At 57.8% G+C, this 25,408-nt stretch carries 21 protein-coding genes, 1 pseudogene and 1 CRISPR repeat array; of the genes and pseudogenes, 6 read left to right on the top strand and 16 right to left on the bottom strand.

What is annotated here, in order from left to right:
* Positions 1–80: 80 nt before the first annotated feature.
* Positions 81–536 (bottom strand): Rrf2 family transcriptional regulator, encoded by a 456-nt coding sequence (locus DTJ15_RS00160; protein ID WP_043561842.1) that lies wholly within the window; start codon positions 534–536, stop codon positions 81–83.
* 187 nt (positions 537–723) lie between these two features.
* Between DTJ15_RS00160 and cysK the strand changes: the two genes are divergently transcribed.
* Positions 724–1,725: a cysteine synthase A gene (gene cysK / locus DTJ15_RS00155; protein ID WP_043561845.1), complete on the top strand. Its 1,002-nt coding sequence runs from the start codon at positions 724–726 to the stop codon at positions 1,723–1,725.
* 135 nt (positions 1,726–1,860) lie between these two features.
* Here cysK and DTJ15_RS00150 read toward each other — a convergent pair whose 3' ends face one another.
* Positions 1,861–2,631, bottom strand: a complete 771-nt coding sequence (locus DTJ15_RS00150) for an SDR family NAD(P)-dependent oxidoreductase (RefSeq protein ID WP_043561847.1) — start codon at positions 2,629–2,631, stop codon at positions 1,861–1,863.
* Positions 2,632–3,116: 485 nt separating this feature from the next.
* Here DTJ15_RS00150 and tauD point away from each other — a divergent pair, with 485 nt between their 5' ends.
* From tauD to DTJ15_RS00135, 3 genes are all read left to right on the top strand, one after another.
* A complete protein-coding gene (gene tauD / locus DTJ15_RS00145) occupies positions 3,117–4,016 on the top strand; it encodes a taurine dioxygenase (RefSeq protein ID WP_086431681.1) in 900 nt (299 codons plus the stop codon).
* Positions 4,017–4,024: 8 nt separating this feature from the next.
* Entirely contained in the window at positions 4,025–5,380 is a 1,356-nt protein-coding gene (locus tag DTJ15_RS00140; protein ID WP_086431680.1) for an amino acid permease, read from the top strand.
* Between the two features lie 82 nt (positions 5,381–5,462).
* Positions 5,463–7,967, top strand: coding sequence for a TonB-dependent receptor (locus DTJ15_RS00135; protein WP_249109178.1), 2,505 nt, complete (start codon positions 5,463–5,465; stop codon positions 7,965–7,967).
* Positions 7,968–8,047: 80 nt separating this feature from the next.
* Here DTJ15_RS00135 and DTJ15_RS00130 read toward each other — a convergent pair whose 3' ends face one another.
* From DTJ15_RS00130 to cysG, 4 genes are read right to left on the bottom strand one after another with little or no spacing between them, the layout of a single operon-like run.
* On the bottom strand, positions 8,048–8,452 hold the full coding sequence (locus DTJ15_RS00130; protein WP_043561850.1) for a DUF934 domain-containing protein: 405 nt from the start codon (positions 8,450–8,452) through the stop codon (positions 8,048–8,050).
* Positions 8,439–10,121, bottom strand: coding sequence for a nitrite/sulfite reductase (locus DTJ15_RS00125; protein ID WP_248460257.1), 1,683 nt, complete (start codon positions 10,119–10,121; stop codon positions 8,439–8,441). The genes DTJ15_RS00130 and DTJ15_RS00125 overlap by 14 nt, the downstream gene beginning before the upstream one ends.
* Positions 10,118–10,459: a DUF2849 domain-containing protein gene (locus tag DTJ15_RS00120; protein ID WP_248630793.1), complete on the bottom strand. Its 342-nt coding sequence runs from the start codon at positions 10,457–10,459 to the stop codon at positions 10,118–10,120. The genes DTJ15_RS00125 and DTJ15_RS00120 overlap by 4 nt, the downstream gene beginning before the upstream one ends.
* Entirely contained in the window at positions 10,459–11,904 is a 1,446-nt protein-coding gene (gene cysG / locus DTJ15_RS00115) for a siroheme synthase CysG (RefSeq protein WP_249109177.1), read from the bottom strand. The genes DTJ15_RS00120 and cysG overlap by 1 nt, the downstream gene beginning before the upstream one ends.
* A gap of 330 nt (positions 11,905–12,234) precedes the next feature.
* On the opposite strand from cysG, the gene DTJ15_RS00110 reads away from it, so the two are divergent.
* Together DTJ15_RS00110 and DTJ15_RS00105 are read left to right on the top strand one after the other, a co-directional pair.
* Entirely contained in the window at positions 12,235–14,337 is a 2,103-nt protein-coding gene (locus tag DTJ15_RS00110) for a TonB-dependent siderophore receptor (RefSeq protein WP_249109175.1), read from the top strand.
* A gap of 639 nt (positions 14,338–14,976) precedes the next feature.
* Positions 14,977–15,696 (top strand): hypothetical protein, encoded by a 720-nt coding sequence (locus DTJ15_RS00105; RefSeq protein ID WP_249109173.1) that lies wholly within the window; start codon positions 14,977–14,979, stop codon positions 15,694–15,696.
* On the opposite strand, the gene DTJ15_RS00100 is transcribed toward DTJ15_RS00105, so the two are convergent.
* From DTJ15_RS00100 to DTJ15_RS00055, 10 genes and pseudogenes are all read right to left on the bottom strand, one after another.
* Positions 15,697–15,993, bottom strand: a complete 297-nt coding sequence (locus tag DTJ15_RS00100) for a hypothetical protein (RefSeq protein ID WP_249109171.1) — start codon at positions 15,991–15,993, stop codon at positions 15,697–15,699.
* Positions 15,994–15,998: 5 nt separating this feature from the next.
* Positions 15,999–16,455: direct repeats of the CRISPR family, unit length 29 nt; unit sequence CGGTTCATCCCCGCATGGGCGGGGAACAG.
* A gap of 90 nt (positions 16,456–16,545) precedes the next feature.
* Positions 16,546–16,827 carry a type I-E CRISPR-associated endoribonuclease Cas2e gene (cas2e, locus tag DTJ15_RS00095; RefSeq protein WP_081562540.1) on the bottom strand — a complete coding sequence of 94 codons (282 nt, stop codon included), beginning with the start codon at positions 16,825–16,827 and terminating at the stop codon, positions 16,546–16,548.
* Positions 16,827–17,777, bottom strand: coding sequence for a type I-E CRISPR-associated endonuclease Cas1e (gene cas1e / locus DTJ15_RS00090; protein ID WP_249109169.1), 951 nt, complete (start codon positions 17,775–17,777; stop codon positions 16,827–16,829). The genes cas2e and cas1e overlap by 1 nt, the downstream gene beginning before the upstream one ends.
* Positions 17,774–18,457, bottom strand: coding sequence for a type I-E CRISPR-associated protein Cas6/Cse3/CasE (gene cas6e, locus DTJ15_RS00085; protein ID WP_043561868.1), 684 nt, complete (start codon positions 18,455–18,457; stop codon positions 17,774–17,776). Before cas6e ends, cas1e begins: the two co-directional genes overlap by 4 nt.
* Positions 18,454–19,146 carry a type I-E CRISPR-associated protein Cas5/CasD gene (cas5e, locus tag DTJ15_RS00080; RefSeq protein WP_249109168.1) on the bottom strand — a complete coding sequence of 231 codons (693 nt, stop codon included), beginning with the start codon at positions 19,144–19,146 and terminating at the stop codon, positions 18,454–18,456. The genes cas6e and cas5e overlap by 4 nt, the downstream gene beginning before the upstream one ends.
* Positions 19,146–20,210, bottom strand: a complete 1,065-nt coding sequence (gene cas7e / locus DTJ15_RS00075; RefSeq protein WP_081562543.1) for a type I-E CRISPR-associated protein Cas7/Cse4/CasC — start codon at positions 20,208–20,210, stop codon at positions 19,146–19,148. Before cas7e ends, cas5e begins: the two co-directional genes overlap by 1 nt.
* Positions 20,211–20,263: 53 nt before the next feature.
* Positions 20,264–20,812, bottom strand: coding sequence for a type I-E CRISPR-associated protein Cse2/CasB (gene casB, locus DTJ15_RS00070; RefSeq protein WP_081562544.1), 549 nt, complete (start codon positions 20,810–20,812; stop codon positions 20,264–20,266).
* Positions 20,809–22,296: a type I-E CRISPR-associated protein Cse1/CasA gene (gene casA / locus DTJ15_RS00065; protein ID WP_181005234.1), complete on the bottom strand. Its 1,488-nt coding sequence runs from the start codon at positions 22,294–22,296 to the stop codon at positions 20,809–20,811. Before casA ends, casB begins: the two co-directional genes overlap by 4 nt.
* A gap of 166 nt (positions 22,297–22,462) precedes the next feature.
* A complete protein-coding gene (gene cas3, locus DTJ15_RS00060) occupies positions 22,463–24,328 on the bottom strand; it encodes a CRISPR-associated helicase Cas3' (RefSeq protein WP_249109595.1) in 1,866 nt (621 codons plus the stop codon).
* A 96-nt stretch (positions 24,329–24,424) separates the two neighbouring features.
* Positions 24,425–24,988: pseudogene (locus tag DTJ15_RS00055) on the bottom strand (CRISPR-associated endonuclease Cas3''); the annotation flags it as partial.
* Between the last annotated feature and the right edge of the window lie 420 nt (positions 24,989–25,408).

Here is a 25,408-nt window from a genome sequence, read left to right as displayed (position 1 = left end):
GACATGACAGAGCCCCTCCGGAATCAGCAGAAATGCTGTCCGGACATGGAGAAGCAGTCTCATCAAAAAAGAGAGGGATCTTATATGGTGAAGGAAATGGGCGCCTGTCTGGGCCGCTCCAGCCCTTCACGCTCGGCCTTCTGGAGAAGATCAGCCAAGGTGATCGCTGAAAGCCGATCCTTGATTCCTTCGTTCAGATCAGCCCACAATGGTGCAATCACCAAAGACTGGAGGGGACTGCCATCCCGCTCCTGCAAGGCAGCCACCTGGTCCCGCACACCAACAGCACAGACAATCTCGTGCAGGCTGACCACCCGTGGGGACCGTCCCAGCCGGTATCCCCCTTTTGGCCCACGAACACTGTCCAGAAGCTCCGCCCGTGAAAGAGCCTGGAGCACCGGCTCGATTCCACGCCTCAACAGACCGCTGCGCCTGGCTATGTCCGCGCCACTCACGACCCCGGACCGTCCGGCATAAAAGGCCACATCAAGCATGATGGACAGGGCCGTCAGGATACGATCGTTTTTCAGATACATCATTCACTCTTCAGCCATCAAAGCGTCAGCCTCCTTTTAGCCCATCTCGCGTTATAAGAAAGAAAATTATGCGAATGTTTCGCGATCCTTTACCGTTTCTTCTCCAGTCTTTCCAAAGCGACATGACGAATACCGGGCAGACCTGCTAGTCTTGTTCCTACATTCATCATGGCAGGGAGTACCAACGATGACAGAACCTCGCTCATCAGATTTTCCTTTCCCTCTTTCCACGACCCCGTTCGCAGCCCCCCGTGGGCATGTCTATCCTTCTTTCATGGAAGTCGTGGGCGGCACTCCGCTGGTGGCCGTTCCCCGACTGACAGAAAAGGAAGGGTTGAAAGCCAACCTGCTGCTCAAGCTGGAGTTCTTCAACCCTCTGGCCTCCGTCAAGGACAGGATCGGCGTGGCCATGCTGCGGGAAGCACAGGAAAAGGGACTGATCACACCGGGCAAGTCCGTTCTCGTGGAGCCGACATCCGGCAATACCGGCATCGGCCTCGCTTTTGCGGCAGCCTCCATGGGCTACCGGATGATTGTCACCATGCCGGAAAGCGCCTCGATGGAGCGGCGTAAAATGCTGGCCCTGATGGGAGTGACCCTGGAGCTGACCCCCGCCCCGCAGGGCATGAAAGGGGCCATCAGCAAAGCACAGGAAATCCTTGAAAAAACCGAAAATGCCTGGATGCCCAGCCAGTTCACGAATCCAGCCAATCCGAAGGTTCATGCCGAGACAACCGCTGAAGAAATCTGGACAGACACGGCCGGTGCCGTAGATGCCGTCGTGGCAGGTCTGGGTACTGGGGGAACGGCGTCCGGCATTGCCCATGCTCTCAAGCCACGCAAGGAAGGGCTGAAAGTGTTTGGTCTTGAGCCCTCCGAAAGTGCCGTCCTCAATGGTGACGATCCTGGCCCGCATGGCATCCAGGGGCTTGGCCCGGGCTTCAAGCCCGATACGCTGGACATCCGTGCGCTGGACAAGGTCATCCCCGTCACCGAGCATGATGCCCTGACGACAGCCCGCCTCTGCGCCCGCACGGAAGGTCTGCCCATTGGCATTTCCGCTGGAGCAGCCCTGTTTGCCGCCATGGAGCTCGCCAAAAAAGACGAATGGGCTGGCAAGACCATCGTAGCCATCGTGCCTGACTTTGCCGAGCGTTACCTTTCAACGGCTCTGTTCTCCGGCCTTTGAGAGACCTGATCCCGCCTGCCAGACCGTAGGCTACTCTCCGGCTGGCAGACATGCAGCGATGAAAAAAGCCCCCGTTCCCGGCATGGGAACGGGGGCTTTTTTTAAAGACTCGCGGGCCTGCTTCGGCCCTGCGCCTTACTCGGCGGTATAACCACCGTCGATCACCAGCTCGGTTGCCGTGACGAACTTGGATTCGTCAGAGGCCAGGTACAGAACACCGTAGGCCACGTCTTCCGGCGTGCCCAGATGACCGACCGGATGGATGTCCACCAGATGCTGATAGGCGGCCTTGTCGGTACGGGTCAGCTCATCAACCAGCGGTGTCTGGATGTAACCCGGGCAGACGCTGTTGATGCGGATCTTGTACCCGCTGCGGGCACAATGCAGGGCAGCAGACTTGGTGAGCATCTTCACGCCGCCCTTGGAGGACCCATAGGCAGCCAGATTCGGGATACCAACCAATGCAGAGCTGGAACACATGTTGACGATGGAACCGCCCTCACCGCCATTCAGCTCCCGCATGATCTCGACGGCATATTTGGTGCCGAGGAACACACCATCCAGATTGATGGACTGCACACGACGCCAATCCTCCAGAGACGTGCTCTCGATGGTCCCGTCATAGGCGATGCCAGCGTTGTTGACGACAATGTCCAGACGGCCATCATGCTCCTTGATGGCAGCCATCGTCTTCTTCCACTCGTCTTCCTTGGCCACGTTCAGGGGCAGGAAGCAGGCCTTGCCGCCAGCCTTGCGAATTTCTTCCACAACCTCTTCACCACCCTTCGGGTTGAGGTCAGCCACGATGACCTTGGCACCTTCCTTGGCCAGAACCTTGGCAATCCCCTTGCCAATGCCGCTGCCGGCGCCTGTCACGAGTGCAATCTTTCCAGCAATCCGTCCCATCTGTCATCTCCTCAGATAAAGGTGTCTGTTGTCACGCTACTCTCTTTGCATGAAAGGTCTTTGATTTATATCAAATTAACTACTGCCCTCTGCCACTCCATTACTGTTTCCCGTCATCGACTCCATCATGCTCCGCAGTCTTCAGCGCTTTTTCATTCAGCATCCATTAATGCATATCATCCATGCCCTTACAGCACTCCCACATGACCCGATGGGGAGCCGGTCCCCCATCGCATGCCACAATAACCGGGCCATCAATTAATACGAAATAATATAGTTGTTTATAGAGAACTGGAAAAAACACGCTACCAGGCCTTTCACCCAGCAGGATCACTTCACAAAAATATATATAAAACAGTGTGTTATGAAAAATTTACTCAAAATGACATTTTTCACTTTCAAATAAGATGAAATACCCCATTATTACATTCGGATATGTTGTTTTATAAAATGACTATCATAATTCGTTTTATGGAGTTCCTACCATGGCTTCCACCGCTGCTGCTTTCGCTCCGCTACACCATGCCCCGGTCACCCTGAAGGCCATCCCCCTCAGCCCGGCCATCGGCGCCATCGTAGAAGGTGTGGATATTTCACAACCCCTGTCTCCGTCGCAGAAGAACGACATCCACGAGCTGCTTCTGCGCCATCAGGTCCTCTTCTTCCGTAAACAGACCATCACACCCAAACAGCAGCGGGACTTTGCCCGCAACTTTGGCAAGCTGCATCTCCACCCCATATTCCCGACCGTCCCCGATGTGCCGGAAGCCATCGTGCTGGATACCGCCAAGAACGACCTGCGGGACAATGCCCTGTGGCATACGGATGTCACCTTCCAGCAGGAACCGCCAAAAGCTGCCGTGCTGACCAGCCGCCTCCTCCCGGAAACAGGCGGGGGAGATACGATCTGGGCCAGTGGTACCGCTGCCTATGATGCCCTTTCCGACGGCATAAAACAGCGCATCGACACGCTGACAGCCCAGCACGACTTTCTCCGCTCCTTTCCTGTCTCCCGTTATGGCCGCACGGATGAAGAGCGGAAAAAATGGGCTGAAACACGCAACAATTTCCCACCCGTGACCCATCCTGTCGTCCGCATCCACCCGGAAACGGGAGCAAAGGGGCTGTTTGTCAGTGAAGGCTTCACGACCGAAATCAACGATGTGGACCCCGAAGAAAGCGCTGCCCTGTTGGCTTATCTGACCCGTCATGCCACAAAACCTGAGTTCTCCGTCCGCTGGCGGTGGGAGGAGGGTGACGTTGCCTTCTGGGACAACCGCATCACGCAGCATTATGCCGTGAATGACTATCTCCCCGCCCGGCGGATCATGAACCGCATCACCATCATCGGGGACCGCCCCTATGGCCCCGGTCAGAAAGGATAACGTACCCGATGAGCCAGCCTCCTGCGTCACCGTCATCCTCGTCCGGTGCCCCTGCCGCAAGCCGTTTCAAAGGGCTGCATGTCGCCATGATCTCCATTGGCGGCATCATCGGGGCGGGGCTGTTCGTCGGAACGTCCGCCACCATCGCCGCAGCCGGTCCTGCTGTCCTGCTGTCCTATCTGGCAGCGGGAATCGTCGTCTGGCTGGTGATGCGTCTGCTGGGAGGGCTGGCCATCAACGCACGGGGGCAGGGGTCCTTCATCACCCACATCGCCACCCATAACGGCCCCAGGGCAGCCTTCATTACAGGCTGGAGCTATGCCTTCCTCTGGGCCGTGACGGCCGGAGCACAGGCCGTTGCCGGTGGCATGATCATCGGACGGCTGGCAGGCGTTGCCCCCCTCTGGGGAGCGCTTGTCCTTGTTGCCATTGCCTGGACGATAAACCGTCTCTCCCTGCGCCATTACGGGCAGGCGGAAACAGGTCTCTCCATTTTCAAACTGCTCTTTCTGGGCGGTTTCATCGCCCTCGGCCTGGGCTGGCTGGCTCTCTCCGGTCATCCCTTCGCCATAGCGCTCGACAACATCACCGCACATGGAGGCATCTTCCCCAAAGGAAGCTGGGCTGTCATCGGGGCTGTCCCCATGATCGTGCAGACCTTCACCGGCTGCGAGATTGCCATCATCGCCGCCACGGACAGTGACCGCCCCCTGCGGGCCATCGCCCATACCATGCGGCGCCTCCCTTTGCAGGTCCTGTTCTTCTACGCCGGGTCGGTACTGGTCATCATCTCCCTGTTGCCGTGGAATGGTGTGCATGTAGGGCAGTCCCCCTTCCTGAGCGTGCTGGAATATCTCCGTGTTCCGCTGGCCCGCTACGCCGCCATTGCCGTAACACTGGTCGCTGTCCTCTCCTGCCTCAATTCAGCTGTCTATGTCGTGTCCCGCACCTTGCGGGAACTGGCCGATCTGCGCCTCGCCCCGCAGAAGCTGACAGAAGAAACAGACCGGCAGGTCCCCATCTGGTCCCTGCGCCTGACCACCCTGCTGGAGCTGGCTGTCATCGCTGCTGCCATCGGCTCGCCGGAAACACTCTATCCCGTTCTTCTCGGCTCATCAGGCGGGCTGATCCTGTTCATCTATTTCATGATCGCCATCGCCTACTGGCTCTGGGCCCGGCAGTCACAGACAGCCACGGCCCTGCCGCTGGCCAAGGGACTGGCCGTGCTCATCCCCGTTCTTGGAGCCATCCTGCTCATTCTGCCCTCCGCACGCGGGGATGCCCTGCTGTCACTCGCCGTCATTCTGCTTCTGACGCTGACCAGCCTGACTTTCATCACCCGGCGATGTCTGAACAGGGCCTGATACCTCTCTCATAAAACCGGGGTGCCCCAAAGATGGGGCACGACTCCGGCACCTGCCCTTTCACCGTCTCAACGGATCCGTCATGCCATCATATCGCCATCTGTTCTGGATGGGCCTCACCGGCCTGTCCGCACCCTTTGTCGTGCCTGCTTCACTCCAGGCCGCCGGTCTCCATAACAGCCCGGAAACTGACCGTCACACCCAGCATCTCACGTCTCGCCATGCAGACGGCAAGACGGGTCGTCTCCGATCATCAGCCTCTCATCCGGGGGGCGCTGCCACAGCTGGGGCCAGCACGAAACGCCATGCCCGCAAGGCCGTTCATGGCGGGTATGAGACCCTGTCCGTCCGCACCCGTCACATCGTGCAGGGCACGCAGCTCGTGCTGGGACACAAGCAGCTGGAACAGCAGGTACCCGGCACCAACCCCCTCCGCACGCTGGCCCAGATGCCGGGCGTGCAGTTCCAGTCCGACGACCCGCAGGGTGTGGACACCTACTCGACCCAGATTTACATGCACGGCTTCATCCAGAACGAGATCGGCATGACGCTGGATGGCCTGCCCCTCGGGGAGCCGACCTTCCGCAACTATAACGGGCTGAACCCGCTACAGGCCATTTCCTCGGAGAATGTGGAACGGCTGGAGGTCACCCAGAGTGCCGGGGCGGAAAGCACGGCCAGCACCAACAATCTGGGGGGCAGCATCAATTACGTCTCCAGCAACCCCAAGAACAGAACGGGAGGGCTGGTTGCCCAAACCTTCGGCAGCAATGCGCTGTTCCATTCCTTCTTCCGGTTCGACTCCGGCAGGCTGAATGAAAGCGGCACGAAGTTCTACGTCTCCTACATGCGCAATCAGGGCGACAAATGGAAGGGCGGCGGAGACCAGTTCATGCAGCAGGTCAATGCCAAGCTGGTCCAGCCCATCGGGGAACGGAGCCAGGTTTCCGCCTTCTTCAACTGGGATGCCCTCCAGATGGTGAACTATCAGGATTACGCTCCCAGCTGGCTGGACCAGGCTGGGTCCCGGCTGGACAATTTCTACGGGCGGCCCGGCGCATGGGCCAGAGCCTACCGGGCCGCACGGGGGCAGTACCCTGCCGCCTATGACCGGCTGTCAGACCCCAAGGATGTTTCCTACTACGACAGTACGGCCAGCTCGTCCGACCTGTTCGGAGGCATCAAGGCTGACCTTGCCCTGACCGACCGCCTGACATGGAAAAGCAGCCTCTATGGCCACAGCGAGACCGGCCACGGCACCTATGCCAGCCCCTATGCGTACCAGAACGGTATCGATACCGTTCAACTCAATGGTGGCCCCATTTTCGAGCAGGTCCGCCATCCTTCCATCGAACGGTTCGGCGGGCTGACTTCCTTCGATTACCGCCTGAAGCGGCATGATCTCTCCGTGGGGTTCTGGTACGAGAACAACCGGTATGATTCCTACGCCTATGCCTACCAGCAGCCCGACAGCCCCAACGGCACACCCCTGAATCCATTCAAAAGCTTCAGGAACGTTCCCGGCCGGACCCTCTGGGGGCAGCGTTACAACACCAACAGCTTCACGGCCTACGTGCAGGACACCTATCACCCCATCAGGTCCGTTGCGCTGCATTTTGGCTTCAAATCCATTCTCAATACGACCCGTGTGGGCCATGCCACCAACTGGGAACCCCGCTTCCCGGCTCTGGCCAGCGGAGAAAGCCTGACGACCGCCAAGGCCTTCCTGCCCCATATCAGCGGGGACTGGCACTTCCTCCACCATCATGAGCTCTTCTTCGACATTTCCGAGAATGCCCATGCCTACAGCCAGTCCGGCTACAACTCCAGCAACTCACCTTTTGCGGTGTCCCAGCTTGCCTACAACGCCACGAAGAACAGCCTGAAGCCGGAAACGGCCTGGACCTTCGCCGGAGGCTACCGCTACACCGACCATCTCATCCAGAGCAGCCTGTACCTGTACCGCACCAACTTCCATAACCGCCTCCAGCAGATTCTGGGCAGCGCGGGTGCCGGGTCCATCCTCACCAACAACACCTCCACCGTGCAGAATGTGGGGGGCGTGACCATGAATGGCGTGGATGGGGCCATCACCATCACGCCGCTGCCCGGCCTCGCCCTGCTCAACAGCATCAGCTACGACAAGGCAACATACGACCAGAACATACGCAGCGGCGGAACGCTCTATGCCACGAAAGGTCGGCAGGTGGTGGCGTATCCCCGCTTCATGTACAAGGCCCGCCTCTCCTATGAGTGGCGGCATCTGCAGGCCTATGTCGATACCCAGTATTATGGGAAGCGCAGCTATGACTATGTGGGCGACTACAAGCTGCCAACCTACTGGCTGGCCAATTTCGGCCTGATCTACACGCTGGACATGACCCGTCTCGGAATGCGCAACCCTACGGCCGTGAGGAATCTGGTCTTCGCCTTCAACATCTACAATCTGGCCAACACCAGATACGCCTCCACCGTGGGCCAGAACGGCTTCACGATGGATAACCAGGGCGGAGCAGCCTACAACAACCAGTCCATCCTTCTTGGCGCACCCCGCCAGTTCTTCGGCTCCGTCAAGGCGGAGTTCTGAGACACCCCACCTGCAAGAACGGGCCGGAAAGGACAGTCCCTTCCGGCCCGTTTCTGTAGGCTCTCCCAGAAGCCGCCCCCTCAGGCGGGGCTGACGGCAGTATTCTGATAGTAGAACTGATAGCGTCCCAGCTGGTCTTCCCAGTCCTTCACGTTGGCCCCATCCGGCAGAACCACGCTGTCAAACCCGCAACGTCTGAAATGGATGGCCTGATCCGGCAGAAGATGGCCGGACGCCCGGATTTCCCCTTCATACCCCTCATATTCCCTCAGGGACCGGGCCTGCGTGAAAGCCCGCCCGTCCCGGAAGACGGGGAACTCCAGCACGATCAGTGTCAGGCTGCCAAGATGGGAGCGCAGCTCCTCCACCTCGACATCCGGTGCCAGAGAGATGGCCGTGCCCTGCCGGGTTTCCTTCCACTCCTCGAAAGGAACGGGAGAGGCCGCCTCCAGCGTTTTACGCCCGCTGAGATCAAACAGTTTCATAAGCCACCTCCTTGAAAGCCTTCAGGCCACACCGCTTGAGCATCGCAGCGAAGGTCTCCCCCTTCTGACGCTGCCCGAGATAGAACTCCACGATGCGGGCCACGGCATCCACGGCTTCATCCTCTGCAAAGGACGGGCCCAGAATCCCGCCAATGGCCGCATTCTCCCCGGCATCCCCGCCGAGAAGAATCTGGTAGGTCTCGGCCCCCCGCTTGTCGACCCCCAGAAGACCGATATTGCCCACGTGATGATGCCCGCAGGCATTGATGCAGCCCGACATGTGGATGCTCAAGGCCCCGATCTCGGCCTGCAGGTCGGCATCGCCGAAACGGGCCCCCAGCTTCTGCGCCAGTGGCAGGGAGCGGGCATTGGCCAGATTGCAGTAATCCAGCCCCGGGCAGCTCACGATGTCGCTGATGAGACCGACATTCGGTGCGGCAAGGCCCAGTGCCTTCAGGCCCTGCCACAGTTCATGCAGCTGGTCCTTGCGGACATGCCCGAACACCAGATTCTGAAGATGCGTGACCCGCACTTCACCAAATGAATGACGCTCGGACAGATCAGCCAAACCGTGCATCTGCTCGGCCGTCACATCACCGGGAATGGCCCCCGGTGTCTTCAGGGAGATGACGGCACAGATATGGCCTTCATCCTGATGAGGATGGGTATTGCTGGCCACCCAGCGGGCAAAGACGGGATCAGCCTTCCTGTGCTGCTCCAGCACGTCGGCCGCATCTGCCGGGGCCTTGAGGTCCGGCAGGGCGAAACGGGCACGGATCTGCGCCACATGCTCCGGTGTCAACCGGTAGGCGGCACGGTCCATGCGGGCCAGCTCTTCCTCCACGGCCTTGCGGAAGGCCTCCAGACCGATGGTCTGCACCAGAATCTTGATGCGGGCCTTGTAGAGATTGTCCCGCCGTCCGAACGCATTATAGACACGCAGAACGGCCTCCAGCGTGGCAATCAGGTCTTCTTCCTTCACGGAATCGAAGAGTTCCTGCCCGACGACCGGCGTCCGCCCCAGTCCACCGCCCACGAAAAGACGGAACAGCGGACCATTCTCACCAGGACGGGCCAGCAGGCCGATGTCATGGAAGCGGGCCGCCACCCGGTCTTCCGGGCTGCCGGAAATGGCGATCTTGAACTTGCGGGGCAGAAAGGTGAATTCGGGATGCAGGGTGGACCACTGCCGCACGATCTCGGCATGGATGCGGGGGTCCATCAGTTCATCCTTCGCGGCCCCGGCAAACTCGTCCGACGTGACATTACGGATGCAGTTGCCGCTGGTCTGGATGGCGTGCATGTCCACCTCGGCCAGCTCCCGCAGGATGGTCGGGACGTCCTTCAGCGCAATCCAGTTGAACTGGATGTTCTGCCGGGTGGTGAAATGGCCGTAATTCCGGTCATACCTGGCCGCAATGTCGGCCAGCCTGTGCAGCTGGCGGCTGTCCAGCACGCCATAGGGAATGGCCACCCGCAGCATGTAGGCATGAAGCTGGAGATAGACCCCGTTCATCAACCGCAGGGGCTTGAACTCTTCCTCGCTCAGCTCACCGGAGAGACGACGACGGACCTGCCCTTCGAACTCGTTGATGCGCTCCTGAAGGAAGGTCCGGTCCCGCTCCTCATACTGGTAATGCCCGACAGACCGTGACGCAGGCTGTGTCATCCTACCTTCTCCTTTTCCCGCACCGGGGCATGATCGTAAGAAAAATCCGGGTGAACGCTCGGCCCGTGGGCCCGGATGGCTTCCCGTGTCGTGACAGGCTCGGGAGGCCGGGTATCCTTGGCCACGACCTCATATACGGCCACGACCTCTTTCTGTTCCGCCTCGGCCAGGGCACGCTCCAGAGCCGGACCGGCCTCCTCATAGGTGAAGCGGACAGCCTCGGCGATGGATTCATGCCAGTGATCCCCCTCGCCAAGCCAGACAATACGGCCATCCAGCAGACGGCTGGCCGTCAGCAGCAGGATTTCCCCTTCTCCCGGGCGGGAAAGACGTTTCATCAGGCACTCTCCTTCGATGTGCTGTAACCGGGCACAGCCTGCACCACCTCGCCACGGTGATGCACCACTTCTCCCACAATGATCAGTACGGGACTCTGAAGCCCCTGACGACGGACATCTTCAGCAATCGTGCCCAGCGTGCCCGTCACGCAACGCTGGTCTGCACAGGACCCCCGATGGACGACCGCCACCGGCCAGCTTTCCGGCAGGCCATGATCCTGCATCTTCCGGCACAGCTCCGCCATCGAGCCCAGCCCCATGTAAATGACGACCGTCTGCCCTCTGCGGGCAAGGCTGGGCCAGTGCAGGTTCAGCGTTCCATCAGCCCGGGCATGGCCTGTCACCACCACGCAGCTCTGGGCGCAGTCCCGATGGGTCAACGGAATCCCGGCGGCGGCGGCACAGCCATTGGCCGCCGTGATACCGGGCACGACCCGTACCGGCACATTGGCAGCCAGCAGGGTTTCCATCTCTTCCCCCCCACGGCCGAACACGAAAGGGTCACCCCCCTTCAGCCGCAGGACACGTTCACCCCGCCTGGCCCGGCGCAGCATCTCGGCCTCTATGTCGCTCTGCGGCAGGGTGTGATGGCTCCGCTTCTTGCCGACATAGACACGCTCGGCATCACGCCGCACACGGTCCAGCACGTCCGGCGCCACGAGATTGTCGTACAGGACACTGTCCGCATTCTGCATCAGGCGCAGGGCCGCAAGGGTAAGCCAGTCCGGGTTTCCCGGTCCAGCCCCCACGAGCCAGACCTCACCCTGCGGGCGGTCCGCCTCGCCTTCGGCCTCCGCCACGAGCTGCTCCAGCTGCTCCCGTGCCCGGTCTTCCTCCCCGGCCAGGGCAGCCTCATAGGCCGGACCATCCACGAAAGATTCCCAGACACGCTGCCGCTGCTTCATCCCCGGCAGGCGGTCCTTCAGCCAGCCCCGCTGCTTCTGCATGAAACGGGCGGCCTCACCCATTCTGGCCGGGAGCATGGCCTCGACCATCTGCCGGACACGACGGGCCAGAACCGGAGAGGCCCCGCCAGTCGTGATGGCCACCTGCACGGGGGACCGGTCTACCAGAGCCGGAGTTATGAAGCTTGAAAGAGCCGGGGCATCCACCACACAGACGGGTATCCGCAGCGCATGGGCCTGACGGGCCACCATCTCATTGACGGCCTCATCATCCGTGGCGGCAAAGACCAGTGCCATGTCTGGCAGAACGGCCTGAAGGGCGTCTTCTGCCACCCTGCCCTGACGGAACACGGCCTGCCCCTGCTCCACCAGAGCTGCCAGCTCGGGATGCAGTGTTTCTGCCCAGATGTGGATCATCCGGCATCGCCCCTTCAGCAGACGCATCTTCTGCACGGCCACCTGCCCGCCCCCCACAAGGAGGGCGTCACGCTGGTCCGTCCGCAGAACGATGGGCAGATAGAAAAAGGGCTTCGTCGTCATGCGGGGAGCATGTCAAATCTGGGATAAAAATCAACTTTTTATTTTGTTGTTTTTGTAAATCACTATACTTTTTAGTTTTAATAAATTCCCAAGCTCATAGGGGGAAAACCGCTATTCTGCCCATAATGGATGGATGGCTGTCCCGCTTTATCTTACAGCCCTGTCATCTCATCACAGGAATGTGAAAGCGCTTGCGAAGTTAAACTACTTTTTATATTTGATGATGATAATCATTCTCATATTAAAGAGGCTGTTTTGCTCCGTCCCGTTTCATCCAGATCATTCCGGGGGCTTCTCATTCTGGGAGGTTTCATCCTTCCATCATGCGTCATGGCAGCCGAGGCACCGCCCCCGCCAGAAACACGGAAAAACACGACACACAAAGTGTCCACGCCCCCCAAACCACCTGTCGAATCAATCCTTGTCCGTGGCAGGGCCCGTGCCCTCCTTACCGGTACGGGACAGGCGGCCCTGAAAACGGCCACGCCGCTGGAAACCACACCCCAGAACCTGACGGTCATTTCCCGGGCCAGAATGGACATGCTCAACAGCCGCACCCTGACGGAGGCCATCCGCTACAGTGCGGGTGTCTCCGACTATGGCGGGAAAGATGACCCACGGGGCTATTTTGGCACCATCCGTGGCTTCACACCCGACATCTATCTTGATGGCACACGCACGCCCAACGCCGCCACGTCGCAATCCTTCTCCATAGAACCCTGGGGGCTGGAGGAGATGGACATCATCCGTGGCAGCAGCTCCGCACTGTACGGGTCCGGCCAGCTTGGCGGCATCATCAATGCCGTCAGCAAGCGTCCCACACAGCACCAGACCAACATCATCTCCGTACAGGGAGGCAGCTATGCCCGACGGCAGGGAGCCGTGGACATTGGAGGCAGCCTTGACAGGCAGGGCCACTGGCTGTGGCGGTTCAACGGGCTGATCCGCAAATCGGGCACCTTTGCCCACCACATCAAGAACAATGAAATCTATGTGGCTCCCTCCCTGCGCTGGCAGCCTTCCTCCCGTACGGACTTCACCTTCCTGAGCAGCTATGAGCAGCTGGATGCGGGGTCCAGCTCGCAGTTCCTGCCCTATGTCGGCACGGTCGTGCCCACCCGGCATGGCTATCTGCCCCGCAACTTCCTGTCCGGCGACCGGAATTTTGATGTCTATTCCAAACGTCAGCTTTCAGTCGGCTATGCGCTGAGACAGGAACTGCTGCCGGGCTGGACGCTCTCGCAGAACATGCGTTTTGCCCACATGGACGTACTGTACCGCACGGTTGCCCAGCCAAAGCTGGTCAACACGGACACGATATCCCGCACGGCCCTTTTGCAGTCCGGCAATTACAACACCACAACGCTTGATACACGATCGGAATGGAAAGACCATTTCGGTTCCCTCCACAGCATTCTGCTTACCGGTGTCGATTTCCGCAGCGACTTCATGGCGGAACGGCGTGGCGAAAGGAAAGCGCCCAACCTGTCCCTCTATCAGCCAGTCTATCGGGCCATCGCCATGCCCGCCTATGCGTCCAAACGAAATTACAACACGACTGGGACACAGACGGGCCTTTACGGGCAGGAGCAGGCTGACTGGCACCGCTTTTTCCTCACCCTCTCCGGTCGTGGCGACTTCACCCAGAGCGTGCAGGTCAACAACAATGCGGGCAAGCGCACACCCCAGAAGGACAACGCCTTCACCGGCCGGGCGGCCCTGCTCTATCAATCGGTCTGGGGTGTGGCTCCCTATGTCTCCTACGCCACGTCCTTCAGCCCTCAGCTTGGCACAACCTATGATGGCACCGCCTTCTCCCCGACACGGGGACGGCTGCTGGAGGCCGGGATAAAATACAGGCCCCGCAAAGACTCCATCTTTGGCGACCGTTTCCTGCTCACACTGGATGTCTTCACCCTGAAAGAACGGAATGACCTGGTGCAGGACCCTCTCCATTCCAGCGACAAGATACAGCTCGGTGCCCAGCGGACCCGTGGTTTTGAAGCGGAATTTGTCGGGCGTCTCCCCTACAGGATCGACCTCCTCGCCTCCTTCACGGTGCAGGACCCACGCATCACCAAAAGCAGTGCCGCCACACAAAACCAGGTGGGCCAACGCCCCGTGACGGTCCCCTCCCGCATGGCTTCCTTCTTCATGCGGCGCAACTTCATCATCACACGCACCTTCAGTGCCGGAATTGGTGGGGGCGTCCGCTATACGGGCACAACGGCCGGTGCCCTGCCAGCCACCATCATCGTACCCTCCCAGCTGGTTGGCGATATTGAGGCCCATCTTGATTACCGGAGATGGCACCTCCAGCTGAATGGCACAAACATTGCCAACTCGAAATATGTTTCCGTATGTACCAGCATGACCAACTGCTCCTACGCTCCTGGCCGTGCCCTGTTTGGTGATCTCTCATATCGATGGTGAAACAAAGCAGAAAAACTACAGGAAATCTGTCTTGCCGTACAGGATAACAGCTCTTGACGTCACATTCCCATTAACATCAACTGCTGCCGATGCGGTGCGACACGGTGACAATCTGCAGGCCGCAGCTGTGGCAACCCGCCACGTGGCGCTTTGCGGGGTTCATTGCAGGCCCCGCCACCGCATCACCGGGCGAAGCTTCCCGAACACAAAAAACCAAGACAGCGTATGGGTGGGGCCTGCCGCAAACCCCACAATAACGCAACTACCCTAACGGGCGGCCCAGGCCGGCAGAATATCGCCTGATCACCATACGCTGCACCACCGATAATAGGTAAAGCCACAGCCTTCATCAAGGCATTCAATAATGGTGAGACCCCGCATGGGCGAAGGATAGATAGTATGCCGCCTGCTGCTGGAGACAGAAACAACCCATACCCGCTCCGCCATTCAAGAAGTGCGGTATATGACTGGCCGGAAAGAGTGACCCCGAAAGTCTGGCTAGCAAAACTGGTGAGAGGGATGGCATACTGAGACATGACGATGACCTGATGAGGCTGGAGAGATGCTGAAAAGACACGTGTGCTGTATGCCGCCATGGCGGCTTGTGCCGTGTCATGTTCTGCCCATGCCGCACCGCCAATGACAGACGCTGAGTGGACCGCCTACGAAGAATCGCACACACGGTTTATCTTTCAGCAGTTCGGCGCTGATCCAGAAACAGCACGATGGGCGGCATGGGCGATGAAGTATCAGCCATCATCACGGTGCGCCATGTCTGCACGTCCTGTTTTCCACGCCGTAGAGGGAGGAATGAGCCTCTTCCCCGGCGATGGGGAAGGCATGGTGGTCGACCATATCTGCGAGCCAGAAGCGTTGAAGCATGATGCTCTCACGATCCCACCATTTTCAGCCATCGAGGGGAAAAATGAACGCCTGCAATGGGGCGTGACCAGCACTGCAAGGAACAAGGCGATATCCGCCATATTGGAGAGGCAGAAGCAGGACGCCAGAGAGTACAGGAAAAACCTGCGCCCTCCCGCATACCTTACTGCTCCTGATAGCAAGTATTTTGTAGATCAATGCCGATTTGTGAAGCTAGGTTTTGACTCTATTGGGGAAGCAAATGAGGCGGGGGAGGGCGAAGTGAGAGCTACCTGCTCATTCGCACTCGGCGATGACAACTACTGGCGAGTGAAGGGATGCCACCTTGTCCCCAAAAAAGGAACATCCCAAGAGGTTATGGATGCCTCAAAACGGTATCTTTCATCTGCTTGTTGGGCGAAAGATAATTTTCATACCGAACTAGACAAGAATGGCATTGGCACAAAAATACTTACGTTCTCTCTCGGCGATGAGTGATTACCCACTAATTTTCTGAGGTATTTTTTCTCCCATATCTTCTGGCTGTACCGGTTTCCCGCTCTTGGTTATGACTTTACGCTTTGCACTGAATCGTACCTCTTGAAACGTCATTCTGACGACCAGAAGATCGCACCCTGATTGAGATGTGCGGTCGAACTCGTAGCCGGATAGGGTGACTTCGCTTGATTTATAACCCGGCATCCTCAATATGAGGATGTTGGCCTCTTTGCGCTGTTCCTCAAGTTTTTTAAGGACTTTCCCCTGGTCCCCAGCTGTTCCCAGGGAGTCTTTCATGAAGACAGCTCATCCCCGCATGGGCGGGGAACAGCAATAGATCGGGTTTGCGCTAACCACCAGAAGCGGTTCATCCCCGCATGGGCGGGGAACAGTTTCACGCAGTCCAAAAGCCCCTGAAACGCAGCGGTTCATCCCCGCATGGGCGGGGAACAGCGACAGTTATAGCCCATCAACCTGCACTGGACCGGTTCATCCCCGCATGGGCGGGGAACAGCAATCGCTGGTTGTAACGGGCCGCAACGCCTGCGGTTCATCCCCGCATGGGCGGGGAACAGGAGCAGTAAAAACAATCTGATGAGCCGCCCTCCGGTTCATCCCCGCATGGGCGGGGAACAGAGCTGTGGCTCGGTATTGGCCGTGATGACGGCCGGTTCATCCCCGCATGGGCGGGGAACAGTTGATAGGTTTTTTTTTGCAGTCCTGTCAACAGCGGTTCATCCCCGCATGGGCGGGGAACAGACTTCCTGCAACGTACTGTAAGACATGACTTTTTTTATTGTCAAAGACCGTACCAACTTAAACCAGAATTTAATACCTCACTCCTTCGCTTTATTCCGGTCGAAAAGCAACCAGTTTCAATCCATCGAAATCAACCGGCATCCGGCGATTGTGACCAGCCGTACGGAACTCATATCCCTGATCGTTGGGAACATGCCAAACCATGACAGCATCACCCTCAGGCCCAAGGCCAAGCAGTACCTGCTCCCAGACCATCTCCCTTGTCCGTCTGGAGTAGCTGCCCACATAGACCCCAGCCCGTATTTCCACCAGCCATGCTGCCAGACGGCCACGCAGGCGGGGTGGCGCATTGGTGACCACCACAACCAGCATCAACGGTGCCCCGGATCGCCAAAGGTTTCATCTTCAAAAGCGACGGGCACGGCCTCCGGTGGGGGCTCGGGGCGAGGCAGACCGCCAGCCGAAAGAACCTGCTCAATGGTCGGAATGATTCTCTCCAGCAACTTTTCCTTGCGGAACCTGTCCCGGCAGGCCAGGCGCACGGCCCGGTCTGGGGACATATCCAGCCGCCCCTTTTCCGCCTTGCCTGCAATACGGAAAGCTTCTGGCACAACGGTTTCCATCTTGAAGATGTCTGCCACATCATACACGAAAGAAAGAGGCTTCCCGCTATGCAAGAACCCCACTGCCGGGGCATAACCTGCTGCCAACACAGCAGCCTCGGACAAACCATGCAGGCAGGCCGTGGCCGCTGAAAGGCAACGGTTGGGAATGTCCGAGCCGTCCCAGTCCTTCCGGTCGTAAGAGCGGCGTTTCCAGCTGACACCATATTGAGCAGCCAGCAGAGCGTAGCTTTCCCTTACACGAGCTCCCTCAATACCACGCATCTGATCCACCGACCGCCGAGCAGGTGGCTCCTCCTTGAAACGCCGCTTGTACATCTCTCGCACGACACGCAACCGGGCCTCATCATTCAAAGCCAGACTGGCCTGCCATAACAGGCGGTCCGCCCGTGCTCCACCAGGCTGACCGGAAGAATATAACCGCACGCCAGCTTCCCCTACCCATGTGATCAACGTGCCTACACGGGCGGCCAGCGACACGGCTGCATGAGAGATACGGGCACCCGGCTCCAGCATGATGCCCGCCAGACCGCCAACGGGAATCTGGGTTCTCGTACCATCAGCGTTCACCGCTACGAAGGCACCATCCAGCACATCCAGCTGCGCCCGTTCGACAAAAATCAGGGAAGCCCGATCTTTCAGGGGGATGGGTTTTGGCGGGGCCAGACCGGGTAACCCGCCTTTCCCCGCCCCGCTCATGAAGCCCGCCGGATCAGCATGAGGCCGCAACCAAAGGCCTTGGCCCGGCCAAAGCCCCGGACCAGCTGGGCCAGAAACGCCTCCGGGTCTGTCACCTCCAGCTGGCCTGAGAGGTCCAGAATACCGAAATCAGGCCGGTTGCTCCTCTTCCGTTCGTTTCCAAAACGTGGGAGCGTCTCGGTATGATAATCATCGACAGACACATGATGCGGCACAAAACCCGCTTTCTCACCCTGTCGTGTCAGCCAGGCAAGACCTGCTTCTTGGGCAAGGTCCATGCGTTTCTCTGCCCGTTCCTCCTTCGGAATAGCGTGAATCGCATCCAGAACGACATCCACACGCTTGCCCGTATCACGCTTCATCCGTGTCGCATTGACCTGAAGCTGAAACTCGAGCCTGTCCCCTGCCTTCAGTTCAGGGGCAAAAAGCTTGCACTGAGGAGGCTCGAACAGCTCGTTATCATCCCGTGGAAGGCGTGGAGAGAGGGTAAGAAAGCTCCCGTCACTTTCTGCACGCCAGAGAAAATCCCGCTTCTGGTTGGGATCAGTCGCAAAGGCAGACCAGAGCATATGATGCTGCGATGACCGCCTCAGCCCCGTATCCGGCTCTCTCAGGGCGGCTTCCAGAACACGGACGGCAGGGCTGCGGGAGAGGCGGATTCTACTTAGATACCAGCTCATTTCATCGTCTTCCCTGGCAGTTCAACATGCCGTATTCCGACATCCCGTGCAGCAAAGTGCCAGCGTTGCCGGTCCAGTGGGACATCATGCACGTAATCCCGCTGGCTGCCCTGCTCGCCGACAACCATGACCTTTTCAGAAAGATCAACATGTCTGGAAAGCCAGAAAGGCACTTTCACCTGCCCCAAGGCCTCCTCGACCGTATCGGCCTGTACGATCTGAGGATTCAGAGGGGATGAAAGCGGGCAGGATTTACGCCCCAGATAGAGCGTAAAATGCGGTTTGCGTAACGCTGCCGCTATCTCCTCCAGCCCTTCACCCTGCACGGCCACGCCATAGAACACGCCCGCCCGATAATCGCGCAGAGTGATGCTGGTTGTCAGCCGTCCTCCCGCTTTCCGAATTGCCTCCGGACGGGAATTTGGCTTCTTCACCGCCGCCGCAGGGACGGACTGAATGGTATGGAAGTCACGCAGAGCCGTGCCGCTGTCAAACACCGCCACGTCAATCTTCAGACTGTCCAGCCCAGAGAAATCGCCATCACGCCGTATGCCTAACGCAGCTCCCATCAATCCGATCAGTGCGGAATGGCCCGGCCAGAGCAGCGACCCCCGCCGCTCATGCCCGGCCAGCTCGCCCATCGACCCCAGGGAGGCCGAGAGCGAAAACACCAGATAAGGGGAAGCCATCACTCACCCCGCACGGCTTTACCTGCAAAGGCGACCAGTTCATCCAGTGTTCCGGTTTTGCCCACACACAATTTAGCTTCGGCAGCCCAGCACGGCCCGTAGGCATCATCAATGGCCTTCCGGGTCTCTTCCAGCTTTTTAATGGAGCTTTCCAGCAGATTCTCACCTTTTACAGCATGGAAGAACGCACCTGAGAGATCACGGGGTGCCTGCTCACCCTGTTCTGCCAGCATGTAATGTGCACGTGGCCGATGGGCATAGCTGTTCTGCTTGCCACGAGGCGTGGCCTGAGACAGCGCCCGAGCCAATGCTTCCATGGCCTTGGCTGCAAGTTCCCTGTCACCGGCCAGATTCTCAACCAGCAGGTCCAGATTGACGCAGACATACTGGTAGAACACCCCCGTACCGAAGGCGCTTTCACCGATATGGCCAGCACCACGCTCATCATCCTTGTTCAGATCATCCACAGCGGAGAACCAGTCTTCCTGCGCTACTGAACGATGGGTCGTGAACGCATGAGCCACCTGCACGGCGGCATCCCGGTTGAAGTCGGCATCGGAGGCCAGCATACGCCCGAACATGGCAATATCCACCGCCCCATCAGCCCGACGCAGGACCTCTTTCTTCAGGTCTTTGTCTTTGGGCAGTTTCTCCCCGGCAGCGACTTTTTCGGCCAGCTCTTTTGCCAGTTTCCATTCATCTGGTGAAATAAAAGCGAGTGTCGTGGCGATCTGTTCGCCCGTTTCCTTGTCAGCCGCTTCCAGTTTGCCGAAAATGCCAGCAACAGTACTTGCACTCTCCTGAGCCTTTTTCTCGGCAACGCCCTTACTCAAAAGATGCTGCACCAGCCCACCATGCAGGCGTTTAGTTCTTGTCCCCATATGGTCTGCAAGGTCGTTGCTGAAGAACGTGCTTTCCCGCAAGGCCCGTTTGACCGACTGTGAGGAATGGCGCATACGCACCTCCCCACCAATCACGGCCTGTTTGGGGCGGCCCATATCGTCACGATTGGGATTGGAGAGACCATAAGTTGTCAGAACATGGAACTGGACAAAATTTGTCATGACACAAAAACCTACTTGATAAATGGATAAAAACGAGACCAGCAACACATGTGCTATTCTGTCTTGTCTCCCGAATTCGCAGCACCAAAATAATCGAGACACCAGCGGGTCTTGGTCCGATCATTCCAGAACATGACATCCCGTGCGAGGGCTGCAACGTTGCAGCGATACTCTGCCATCTGCACAGCACGCCGCAATAACGCAGCCAGCTCTTCATCTTCCGCTGTCATTAACTGCTTGAACCTTAGAGGCGACAATAATGGCTCCTTATCTGCCCCTCTCAACCGCTCTGCCAATGTGCTGTGGCTATTGGTCCGCACACTGCCCAGTATCTCAACCAGCCGACAAAAACGTTTCAGCTCATGCTCCCGCACATTCAGCGTACGCACCAGATGATGCACTTCCGGTTCAAACAGAAGATCAGGGAAACCCCCACGACGCAACTTCGCACTGAGCGTGCGTGCCGCTGTTTGGCCCGGCATCTTTTCCGTTTCGCTCTTCCCGCTTTCTTCTGCATCCTTCAACGCAGACTGCGTGCGTGGAGCAAGATTTTTCTGCCACCACTCAAAGACCTTCACGCCAATGTCTGTTTTTTCACTCATGCGGCCTTCCTCTTCTTCTGCGGGACGGGGAGACCCAATGCTGTAAACAGGGCCGGACCTGCCTTCTTGCCGTATCCCCACAACTCTATGTTCAGAAGCTTCCGGGCTTCGGCAATTTTCTTCATGCTCTGCATGTCACGCTCGGAAAGCCCCGGCAGAGCAACAGCTTCAAACTGACCCAGAGCCTGCTTTCGCAACGCATTCAGCCACTCTTCAGAGGGTCTCTCGCCGGCGGCTATCTGATGGAAGCAATGATAAAAAGCGGGTTCAGTTTTCAGGTAAAACTCTTCACGTTGCGCTTCCCGTGCTTCACCAGTATCCAGAACGGATGACAATGCCCAGTTCAACATTGCCGCCACCATCTCGGCAGCTTCAATAAAACCTCGCAAAACCTCTTCAGCATCCTCGGACAGGCGAGAAAGCGGCTGACGGGAATAGACAAAATCTCTCGGACTCATGTTGTTCATGGCCCAGCCCGCTACAATTACGGACGCCTCATCCCCTCTCTCTCGTCCACACCACTCTCTCACGATCAGTGCCAAACTGGCCAAACGCTCTTCATGCGCTTTCTTGGGCTCACCTTCAGCGATGATACCCAGCCAGTTACGATAGCCAAACCGTCCAGCCCGTGGATGGCGTGGAAGCCAGTCCTCTGTAACCTTGAGCCGGTAATAAGGGCTTAAAGGATGCCGCCACCCGGCATAGTTCGTGCCATAGGGCCTCTGTATGACACCTGTTATACCCTCGTCATCCCCTACAAGGCGCAGACGGCGGGGCATGCCAAAAAACGCTTCCACGTCAAAGTGTCTTTTTTCATCAGACGGATAGACGGATGCCCGCCCAGGCTCCGATGTCCGTGTCGGCCTCATCCACGGCAGGTCTTTCATGTCGGATGGCTGACCGAACGGAACATTGAGCCAGACGAGGTCCCATAATTCTTCGCCGGGATCGAGAAGTGTCACGAGTGGCCCACCACCACGCATGGAGGTGCGGTTTCCAGCCCCACCAGATGGGGCGAAGTCCTGCAATGTGTAAAGCGCCATCGCCGCTTCCGGCAGAGAAAGACATGAATAACGGCTGCGATGTACCATGACGTCAATGTTATTGCGCATGGTCTGCCCACCCGCACTATCGATGAACAACATGTCAACCGGATTAGGGGAGCCTGAAAGCTTCTCCATGTCCTGAAGAAAGCGGGGACCATCACCCAGAAGATGAAAGGCTGGCTCATAAGCAGCCAATTTCGTTTTCAAACGCTCTGGATCAGCCCGCCTGCGGGCCCGCCAATCCTTCTTGTTCGCTGGTGGATCTGCCAGATAGACAAGCCCAACCAGCAGCTCCAGACAGGCAACATTCAGGTCAGGACGGACCCAGTCCGGGAAGAGCATACCCTCTTCTGCCATCTGCCATGGTGCAATAATCCGCCTGCTACCATCGTCGCATCGTACAGGAATCCACGGGTCTGTTATCAGATTTAGAGACACCAGAAACCTCTAGGGGTTACAATATCAACCATCTGCTGCGTCTCCATGCACCAGCAGAAGAATACAGCACTCCGATATCACTCTGTGTCATTTCCAGTCCATTAACAAGTCACAAATCAAAACAGATGAGGAATAATGGGCTGGAAAAATCAATGAAATTACCAGATCAGGAAGAATGGTATATAAGCAGTCCTATATCACTCCTATACCAAACACCCTGACAGATAGCTCCATCTATTTCATGGACCGGGCAGATCGTGACGGCTTTCTTCTTCCATTGTGGCCAATATCTTTGAGCTTCCTGAATATCGGCCCTGTCCTGATCTGGAAGGTCCAGCCCCACAAGCCGCTTGCTCCTCACAGAAACTTCCGACAATGCCCATAGAGCTGCCAGCTCACTCCTGCCCAACTCATCCGAAGGAACTCCTTCGGCCTGTGCCCATGGGACAAGGCCATGGTCCGTCTGGCGGGCCAAAGCAAGAATCCGGGTTTCATCCCCAAGCCGGGTAGGATAGGTCGTATCATCCGCACCGCAGCCGCCCTTCCGGTAGCCATCTTCAATAGTGGCAAGATTCTGAAGAGCACGATGCCGCGCAGCCATGGCCTTTCCGCACCCTTCTGCCTCCGCCCCATCCAGTACGGAGGGCAGGTTTTCCACCTCATCGCCATGTACAGCTTCTATCAGGGAGCGCAAACCATCTGGGGTCCTGATCTGGCCAGCCTTGAACAGAACCGAAGCCGTCCGCCACATATCCGGCAATGAGTAAACCCAAGCCCCTCTCTCCAAAACTTTCTGCAACCAGCGGTCATCCTGCACTTCGGCAGGGTCTGGTGACAGGACCTTCAAAACAGGTGCCGGGACGGGACGCTGTGTGGCAGGACGCACATCCATATGCCGCCATAGACGGCCAACACGCTGTATCAGGGAGCCAATCGGGGCCAGATCGGACACCATGACATCAAAGTCCAAATCCAGCGAGGCTTCAACAATTTGTGTCGCAACCAGAACAAATCCCTTACGGCCAGTCCCATTCCGCCCCACACGATCCAGCACTTCCTGTTCCAGCTTTTTGCGATCACACAAGGCAAAACGGGCATGTAGCAGATGGGCCTGCACCCCCTCAGCCCGCAACGCATCAACCGCAGCAATGGCATCATCCACGGCGTTGCGAACCCATACACAGGCAGCTCCACCTGCTGCAGATTGGGCAATATATCGCACCGCCTCATCCATCGTGGAAAGCCGCTCCACCATGACAGGCCCTTTCTGGGGCCGGGCATCATCATCAAACTGTGTTACGGTCTCACCTCCGGCGACAGTTATGGCCGGATAGGCGTGAGATTCAGAAATGCCGCCGTACGTCTCCAGAAGGCGGGCCCGTAATTTGAGTGGCAGAGTCGCTGTCAGCAATATAGCTGAGCCCCCCATGGCCCTGTGCATCTGCAACAGAGCCACCAACTCTTCCGCAATATAGGGCTCACCCATTTCATGAACCTCATCAACCACCAGTATCTTGGAAGCAAGGCCATAATGCCGCAATGTCTGAAACCGTACCGGCAGAACGGACAGCAAAGCCTGATCAATCGTGCCGATCCCAACATCAGCCAACAGGGCCCGTCTATTATCTGAAGCCAGCCACTCAGCACTTGTCACGCCGGACTGATCATCAGATTTACCCGTCCTGCTTCCTTCATTGACAAGGTCACGAAACGGCACGGACAGACCGGCCCGACCGTGAGCGAGGGTCAAGGACGGGTTTGTAAACATCGTCTCCATGACCCGCCTGGCCCGCCCAAACATGGCATCAGCTGTGGCCATAGTAGGCAGAGCAAAAAACAATCCCCGCCCCTTCCCTGCCAGAATCATACGCTGCACCAGAATAAGAGCGGCTTCCGTTTTACCAACCCCGGTTTCGGCTTCCAGCACAACCAGTGCGGGGCCTTCTGGCAAGGCCAGAGAAACGCATGCCTCTTGCAGTGGCCTCAGTGCAAAATCAAACAACTCCCCTTCACGGGCTGTTGTTCCACTCAAGCCAGCTTCTTTCACGGCTTTTTGGGCAATTGCACGTGCCTCTTTCAGGTACGCCTCCGGTTCCAGCTCCAATTCCTTTGGAGAGAACCATGTCGTATTGGACCCTATCCAATCGGCTGCCGTACAGAACCCAGGCAGCCACCAGGAAAAACTTGTCGCTGCTTCTTCATCCAGGGAATCAAGAGAAGCCTCTGGCCAGAGCTGCCTGAAAATCTCCAACAAACGTTGTGCTGCTTCATGGCCATCTCCGACAGCCCGCAGGCACTTCCTCAGCTCCCGTCTCTGCAAGTTTGTCTGAGGAGGGCGGCCATGATGCCCGGCCACAGCCGCATATAAAACTTCCCGAACGTCTTCGGTACCGCCCAGCCACTCCGCCAACCAGTCATCTTCAGTCAGCAGAAGAATTTCAGTCAGTTCCCAGTGCGTGAATGGTTGATATGCCCCCTCACGTAACATTCCTCGAAATGTTTCACTGAATTTTCCTAAATCATGCAGGCCTGCCAGTGCAATAAAAGCCTGTTTCAATGCAGATGGCCAAGGCGATTCCGCAAGCAGCTGCTCAGCGACAGCCGCTACATCGAGCATATGATAAATTGCCGGATGTTCAATAGTTTCAGGAGGATGAGCACTCTTGGCGGGCCAATCAAGCCATTCTTTCATCTGATTTCTCTCCCCTGGACATACAACTATCGACCATGTCGAGCGTAACAGGCGATTGGAGAAGTTCAAATGAACTTTTGGGTCGCCAGACAAACACCAGCATTATTCCGGGCGGTTTTGATCATGTTGGGCTGAAACTGACTGGGAAGACGCATGAATACAAGGCGTTCCGTGACCTTGCTTCCCCCTCTGACATATCCTGCAGCCCCCCCTCCTGACAGCTCCAGCTGCCTTGTGATGGGCACAAATGGTAGTTCCATCAGGACATGTCAAAAATGCAGTGCCAGACAGGTACGTCTCTTCCTCTCTAAGGACTTGACAGCTCCAAGAGCATAGAAGGTCTCATAAAGAAAATATAAAATAACTTCACTTTTTTGTAAAAAAACAGAACATGTCAATCTCGTCATGACCACTTTCTCC

The sequence above is a fragment of the Parasaccharibacter sp. TMW 2.1891 genome (assembly GCF_023337675.1).
GTDB lineage: Bacteria > Pseudomonadota > Alphaproteobacteria > Acetobacterales > Acetobacteraceae > Bombella > Bombella apis.
This window is presented reverse-complemented; position numbering and strand designations above follow the sequence as displayed.